Here is a 6,109-nt window from a genome sequence, read left to right as displayed (position 1 = left end):
CATAGGGMGCCAACGCATGAGAGCGATCGCCGAGGTGCGCCGTCGCTTCGGCTATCGGCGCCTGCATGTTCTGCTCAAGCGGGAGGGCTATCTGGTCAACCACAAGAAGCTGTTCCGAGACCGTCATCAAGTTCTCTGACATCGATGAGCCGACCACGCTCGTCAGTGAGACCGAAGTGACAACCATCGTCAAGCCGTCGCTGTTCGCTCCCGCGACCGTGCCCGTAATGGTGCACAATGGCGATGTGAACTCGGCGTCGATCGATTTCACCTCCACGGCACTCGCGCTCGACGGTGAGCGCAGGCGCAGGTGCCAACGTCAGCACACCCCTGAACGCCGGGCCGGGGCCGAAGGATGGCCTCGGTCCACCTCCCCGACCATCCACGCTGTACGCTGCTGATAGTGTCGAGATGTCCGTGTGGTCCTTTCTGCAAGGTCTTTTTTGGGTCCTGTCGATAACGTCGTAAGTGCCTGTAAATAAGGGAGTTTTACGATCTCTGGCGGGAGCGGACACCGCCGGGCCCCGCCCTATTTCACATGTGCGGGCATGCGCGTTTACAGCCTCCTCTTGTCAGCGGTAAGGTATTCGGATGCTCATGTGGAGCACGGTGCAAGCTTCGAAATCGTTGGGTCGGCGCTATGAATAGACCGATCTTCGAACAGCCTACTGAACGTGAGTTTCTTCTCGCGCAGCTTTCGCCGGACGACCGTCGTCGTGTTCGCGGCTTCATGCGAGAGAACAGGGCCACGGCACCTGACGCCATTCTGATGCTCGGCATAGGGCGTCCTGATGCCAGCGGGATCGCCTCCGACGTAGAGGTCACCGGCGACGAGCGCGAGTTTATGCTCAGCCAGTTATCGTCGCACGAGCGCACCTCCGTCGAACGAGCACTTATCAGCAATGCCCTTGGCCGTGCGTCGGGACTCTGACGCTGGAGTCCAAAAGACCGGAACTAATTATTGCGGCGCAATGTCCCATCGATCACGTAGGCTACGGTCTTGTCCAACCTGTTCACGATCAAAAGCCTGTCGTGCATGATTGTGCAGTCGTATCCCTTCAGTGACGAAACTTCTGCGGCCACTTCATCGGGGATCGCCATCAAAGGAAGGTCTTTGGGCAAGACCGCGCCAACAGGTAGCGTAAGCTGTGATGGCGGAGGATCGATTGGGTAGCTGTTGATGTGTTGCCACACAGCCTTCTCCTGCTCGGGCGACAGGTGGAGGGGGGCTCCGGGTGCGCGGTGCTGAGTATCGGTTGACATGGGTGCCCCATTATCCTGCGCGGCTGCTCCGATGATACTCGCAGCCAGAATGACTGCCGCGAGCGCGAGACAGGAATGATTGGTCATGGCAGCTCCTCAAAGGACCCGACCCCTCCCTAATTCAAGTCCCGCGACCCGGTCGTGGGTCCTCTGAGCCGCGTAAGAAATGCGGGGTACGCGCGACCGCTCCTATTGAGGGTTTCTGCTGCGAGAAAATTCGTGGTTGCGGTTACAGCGAAAGCAGCGTCCTTCAATGTCCGCTATGAACGCCTCCCTCGCGTGGACGTGCGCGGGGCATTTAGCGACGTTAGTCGAACGACGCGCACAGAATGACCTGTTGAAATCACGCCGCCGGAGTCTGCACGCGTCACCGCACGGAAGACTGAAATGCTGCGCAAGGCCTGCCCCGCACATTTAGCAGAGCAGCCACTGTCGCACACTGGCTCCGCCGACTGTCGGCATTGAGACCAATGTCAGCAAGCTAACGCTACACGCCGCGATGAAGTGCCTGCAGAGGCTGCGAATTCACTTTGGCACTCGGTTTGCTTTGTTCACGGCATCATCACCAATCGCAGTGCGATGGACTTCGGGACGGACTCGGCGCGCGTCGCTGTTAGCATCTGGTCCGTCCCGACGGTTTGCTGCGGCGATAACGGAGAAAATGAGGGAAGTGTTGGATGCGATCTAGAGTTCTTCTTTTGTTAGCCGGTACAATTGCGCTCGTTGCAAGCGGTGCAGCCAATGCGGCAGACCTTGCGCCAGTAGTGAAACTGCCCGCTGCTGTGTGGAGCTGGTCGGGAGGCTATATTGGCGGCCACGTCGGCGGCGGCTACGGCCGCACCTCCTTCAGCAATCCGTACGGTCCCTCAATTTATGGGGGCGCCGTCGATACCCCAGTGTTCCTGGCAGGCGGCCAGATCGGCTATAACTGGCAGAACAACGGCTGGGTGTTTGGCGTCGAACTCGATGCCAGCGGTGCTGTCTCCGACGGTACAAATACCTGCCTCGCCGCCTCCGGCTTTATCGTGAGCGCAAACTGCAAGGCTGGTCCCAACGTCTTTGCCACCGGGACCGGTCGCGTCGGTTACGCGTTTGGCGCGCTGGGTCACACGCTGGCCTATCTCAAGGGAGGCGTTGCTTGGCAAAACAATCGGGGCGACGTCGTCAACAATTTTGAAGGCGGGGGGCCACAGGAGAAAACCCACTTCGACTATGGTCGGGTCGGTGGCACCATCGGGATGGGTGTCGAGCAAGCGCTTACCCCTGCATGGTCGGTCAAGGTAGAGTACGACTACCTGCATTTCGGTGGGCCGAGTGTCGCGACTCCTCCGACAGTGCAGTTTCCGCCGTTTGCAATTCTTCCGGCGAACACAACGGGCCTGTCGAGCAACTATCACATCGGAAGAATCGGGTTGAATTACCATTTTGGCGCCGACCCGTGGACGCAGTGGTCCGATGCACCGCTGTACGCGAAAGCACCTGCCGGCGCGCCGCCGATTGCTTACGCCGCCGGTTGGTCATTCGAAGGCGGATCACGGCTCTGGCTCAGCCGGGGACGATTCCAATGGAACTCTAGCGCTGGGCCCATAGATCCTAACATCCTTAGATCAAGGCTCACCTACCACGGCCTCGACGGGCTTTCCGGGGAGGCATTTGGCCGTGTTGACAGCCCGTGGGGAGTGTTCCTGAAGAGTAACGTTGGCCTCGGTCGCTTCAACAAAGGAAACATAAACGATGAAGATTGGGGCATTCGGGTGGGGACGGGGTGGGCTCCCTATATCAACACTATATCCGGCCAGGCAAACGGGAGGTTCACCTATTATACGGCTGATGCCGGTTACGATTTCTTGCGCGGCGCCGACTATAAGATCGGCGGATTTATCGGCTGGACGTACTACGAACAGAGTTCCGACGTGAGGGGGTGTGTACAGATCGCCAACCCGATGACTACATGCTTGCCTCCCGGTGACGACAGGGTCGTTGGCAGCCAGAATACTCAGTGGAATGCACCTCGTATCGGCCTAAGCGCTGAAACCATGCTCACCGAGCGTTGGCGTTTGAGCACGGACGTCGCTTACCTGCCCTGGACCGATTTCAAAGGGCGCGACAATCATCTCTTGCGCCCGACGACCACCTTCGTTGAACAACGCGGGAATGGTGGCGGCGGCGTCCAGATTGAAGGCGTGTTGTCCTACTTCATCACCAAGAACTTCAGCGTCGGCGTCGGTGGGCGCTACTGGGCCATGTGGACCAAAAAGGACAGCGAAGTGACATGCACAGGCTGTAGTGGCCAGGGCACCACTGAGACTCAGTTCTCGAAATTCAGCATGGAGCGCTGGGGCACGTTCTTTCAGGCGTCCTATCGGTTCGATTGAAAAGATCAGCCAAGCTCCAGGCCTGTTCGACGTAAGCGTCGTTCTCAGGCCACGGCTTTGAGGGCTTGAGCGCGGTAGGCCCAAGGCAATAGCTGGTCGATGTCGCGGTTGGGATGACCGCTGACGATCCTGGTCAGGACGTCCGTGAGATAGGCGAGCGGATCGACGTCGTTGAGCTTGCAAGTCTCGACCAGTGACGCGACGACAGCCCAGTGTTCGGCACCGCCGTCGGATCCGGCAAACAGCGCGTTCTTGCGACTGAGCTTGATACCACGGATTGATCGTTCGACCGTGTTGTTGTCGAGCTCGATGCGGCCATCTTCGATGAAGCGCGTCAGCCCCTGCCAGCGCGAGAGAGCGTAGCGGATGGCGGCGGCGAGCTTGATCTTTTGGCTGATGAGAGCCAGCTTGGCGCGTAGCCAAGCCTCGAAGGCGTCGGCCAGCGGCCGGCTTTTCTGCTGACGCACGAGACGGCGCTCCTCCGGACTGCGGCCGCGGATCTCCTTCTCGATCGCGTAGAATGCGGCAAGGTGCTTCAGCGCCTCGCTTGCGATCGGCGCGGGGCCCGCCGCCGCGAGTTCGTAGAAGTTACGCCGCATGTGCACCCAGCAGAAGGCGAGTTCGACCTCGCCGCGCTCGGCAAGCTTTGGATAGGCGGTGTAGCCATCGACCTGCAGGACACCCTTGAAGCCGGCAAGATGGCTGAACAGCCGCTCGGCCTTGCGGTCGGGTGCATAGACATAGGCGATGCCGGGCGGATCGAGGCCGCCCCAGGGCCTGTCGTCGGCGGCATAGGCCCAGAGCTGGCCGGTCTTGGTGCGCCCTCGACCAGGATCGAGCACCGGCACCGTCGTCTCGTCGGCGAACAGCTTGGACCTCGCTCGAAGCACCGTGAGGAGGCGCTCATGCAGCGGGCGCAGATTGAAGGCGGCATGCCCAACCCAGTCCGCCAGTGTCGATCGATCGAGAGCGATGCCCTGGCGGGCATAGATCTGGGCCTGCCGGTAGAGCGGCAGATGATCGGCATATTTGGACACCAGAACCTGGGCGACGGTTGCCTCGGTCGGCAGTCCGCCCTCGATCAACCGGGCCGGAGCCTCAGCCTGCACGACACCATCCTCGCAGGCTCGGCAGGCGTATTTGGGACGCCGGGTAACGACAACGCGGAACTGCGCCGGCACCATGTCCAGCCGCTCGCTCTTGTCCTCGCCGATCCGGTGCAGCTCGCCCTGGCAGCAGGGGCAGGTCTTGTCATCGATGTCGACGACGACCTCGATCCGCGGCAGATACACCGGCAGCGCTCCACGATTGACGCGGCGCTTGCGCGCCCGTTCCGCCAGGCCTTCCGGAGCACTCTCGTCCTGACCGGCCTCGGCAGAAGCTGCGACCTGCTCGACGTCCTCGAGGCCCAGCAGCATCTGTTCCTCAGGGAGAGACTCCGCCTTCCGGCCAAAGCGATGACGCTGCAATTCCTTGATGATCTGGCGCAGCCGCTCGCTCTCGTGCCGCTCGGCAAGCAGCATCGCCTTCAGCGTCTCGGGATCATCAGGAAGGTTATCGCTCACAGGCAGATCAGAGCATATTCGCACCCAACTGGTGACGTGCTCGATACCCCTGATTCACTTCGCCGCAGCGCGGCCCACAATTATCCGGCCTGCGTCGGAACGACCGTCTCCCGTGCCGCATGGACGCGCCGCCAATCGAGCCCTTCGAGCAGCGCCGACAATTCCGCCGCCGACAAACGCATCACGCCATCCTCGATCTTCGGCCAGCGGAAGACGCCTTCCTCGAGCCGCTTGGCGAACAGGCACAAACCTGTCCCGTCCCAGAAGATCAACTTGATCCGATCCGCACGCTTGGCACGGAACACATAAACAGCACCCGAGAACGGATCGGCCTTCATGTGCTCGCGTACCAGCATCGCAAGCCCCTCCATTCCCTTGCGGAAGTCGACCGGCTTGGTTGCCACCATCACCCGGACAGTTCCGGACGGACCGATCACCGGCTTGCCTTCAGCGCATCGATGATGGCCGCAATCACCGCCACGTCCGCGCCTCGGCCGACCCGGATAGTGACGCCTTCGGCTTCGATCTCGATGCCCCCGACATCTGGCTTAGCCTTGCGTCGCGCTATCTTGCGCTCATGGCCAACAGCCACGGCCGGTACCATGGTGTCTACCACCGCCGGTACAAACGGCGGATCGTCAGCCATCGGCGTCGGCAACCGCCGTGCTTGCCGCCGCCAGGTAAACACTTGTTGTGGGGTCAGCCCGTGTCGCCGGGCAATCTCGGAAACGACCGCGCCTGGTACCAGCGTCTCCTCGACGATCCGGGCCTTGTCGTCCTTGGAGAACCAACGACGGCGTCCCGTCTCCGTGATCACTTCCAGCCGGCGCGCCGTCACGTCCGACTTAAGCGTATGGTCAAGCATAGACACAAGCCGATCCCTTCAAAGAGATCGTGAAACTCGCC

Annotated in this window: 6 protein-coding genes and 1 pseudogene; 3 read left to right on the top strand and 4 right to left on the bottom strand. The window is 61.0% G+C overall.

The window, feature by feature from the left end; translation table 11 throughout:
• Together AC629_RS42905 and AC629_RS42900 are read left to right on the top strand one after the other, a co-directional pair.
• Positions 1–118 (top strand): annotated as a pseudogene (locus AC629_RS42905) (IS3 family transposase); the annotation flags it as partial.
• Positions 119–640: 522 nt separating this feature from the next.
• Positions 641–931 carry a hypothetical protein gene (locus AC629_RS42900; RefSeq protein WP_074117068.1) on the top strand — a complete coding sequence of 97 codons (291 nt, stop codon included), beginning with the start codon at positions 641–643 and terminating at the stop codon, positions 929–931.
• Between the two features lie 23 nt (positions 932–954).
• Here AC629_RS42900 and AC629_RS42895 read toward each other — a convergent pair whose 3' ends face one another.
• Positions 955–1,350: a hypothetical protein gene (locus tag AC629_RS42895; RefSeq protein ID WP_074117067.1), complete on the bottom strand. Its 396-nt coding sequence runs from the start codon at positions 1,348–1,350 to the stop codon at positions 955–957.
• Positions 1,351–1,940: 590 nt separating this feature from the next.
• Here AC629_RS42895 and AC629_RS42890 point away from each other — a divergent pair.
• A complete protein-coding gene (locus AC629_RS42890; RefSeq protein WP_074117066.1) occupies positions 1,941–3,638 on the top strand; it encodes an outer membrane beta-barrel protein in 1,698 nt (565 codons plus the stop codon).
• Between the two features lie 44 nt (positions 3,639–3,682).
• Here AC629_RS42890 and tnpC read toward each other — a convergent pair whose 3' ends face one another.
• The 3 genes from tnpC to tnpA all read right to left on the bottom strand — a co-directional run bounded on the left by tnpC (position 3,683) and on the right by tnpA (position 6,068).
• Positions 3,683–5,161 (bottom strand): IS66 family transposase, encoded by a 1,479-nt coding sequence (gene tnpC / locus AC629_RS42885; protein ID WP_084810644.1) that lies wholly within the window; start codon positions 5,159–5,161, stop codon positions 3,683–3,685.
• Positions 5,162–5,283: 122 nt separating this feature from the next.
• A complete protein-coding gene (gene tnpB, locus AC629_RS42880) occupies positions 5,284–5,640 on the bottom strand; it encodes an IS66 family insertion sequence element accessory protein TnpB (RefSeq protein ID WP_063980520.1) in 357 nt (118 codons plus the stop codon).
• Complete coding sequence (gene tnpA / locus AC629_RS42875) at positions 5,637–6,068, bottom strand: IS66-like element accessory protein TnpA (RefSeq protein ID WP_143199904.1); 432 nt, start codon at positions 6,066–6,068, stop codon at positions 5,637–5,639. Before tnpA ends, tnpB begins: the two co-directional genes overlap by 4 nt.
• Between the last annotated feature and the right edge of the window lie 41 nt (positions 6,069–6,109).

This window comes from Bradyrhizobium sp. NAS80.1 (assembly GCF_001908205.1).
In the GTDB taxonomy this organism is placed as follows: Bacteria; Pseudomonadota; Alphaproteobacteria; order Rhizobiales; family Xanthobacteraceae; genus Bradyrhizobium.
Note: the sequence above shows the minus strand (reverse complement) of the source record. Positions and strands in the feature narration are given on the sequence as shown.

What these genes read in the sequence shown, in the direction of transcription:
- AC629_RS42900 (WP_074117068.1), top strand. Translation starts at nt 641, where the DNA reads ATGAATAGACCGATCTTCGAACAGCCTACTGAACGTGAGTTTCTTCTC.
- tnpC (WP_084810644.1), bottom strand. Translation starts at nt 5,161, where the DNA reads ATGCTGCTTGCCGAGCGGCACGAGAGCGAGCGGCTGCGCCAGATCATC.
- AC629_RS42895 (WP_074117067.1), bottom strand. Translation starts at nt 1,350, where the DNA reads ATGACCAATCATTCCTGTCTCGCGCTCGCGGCAGTCATTCTGGCTGCG.
- AC629_RS42890 (WP_074117066.1), top strand. Translation starts at nt 1,941, where the DNA reads ATGCGATCTAGAGTTCTTCTTTTGTTAGCCGGTACAATTGCGCTCGTT.
- tnpA (WP_143199904.1), bottom strand. Translation starts at nt 6,068, where the DNA reads ATGCTTGACCATACGCTTAAGTCGGACGTGACGGCGCGCCGGCTGGAA.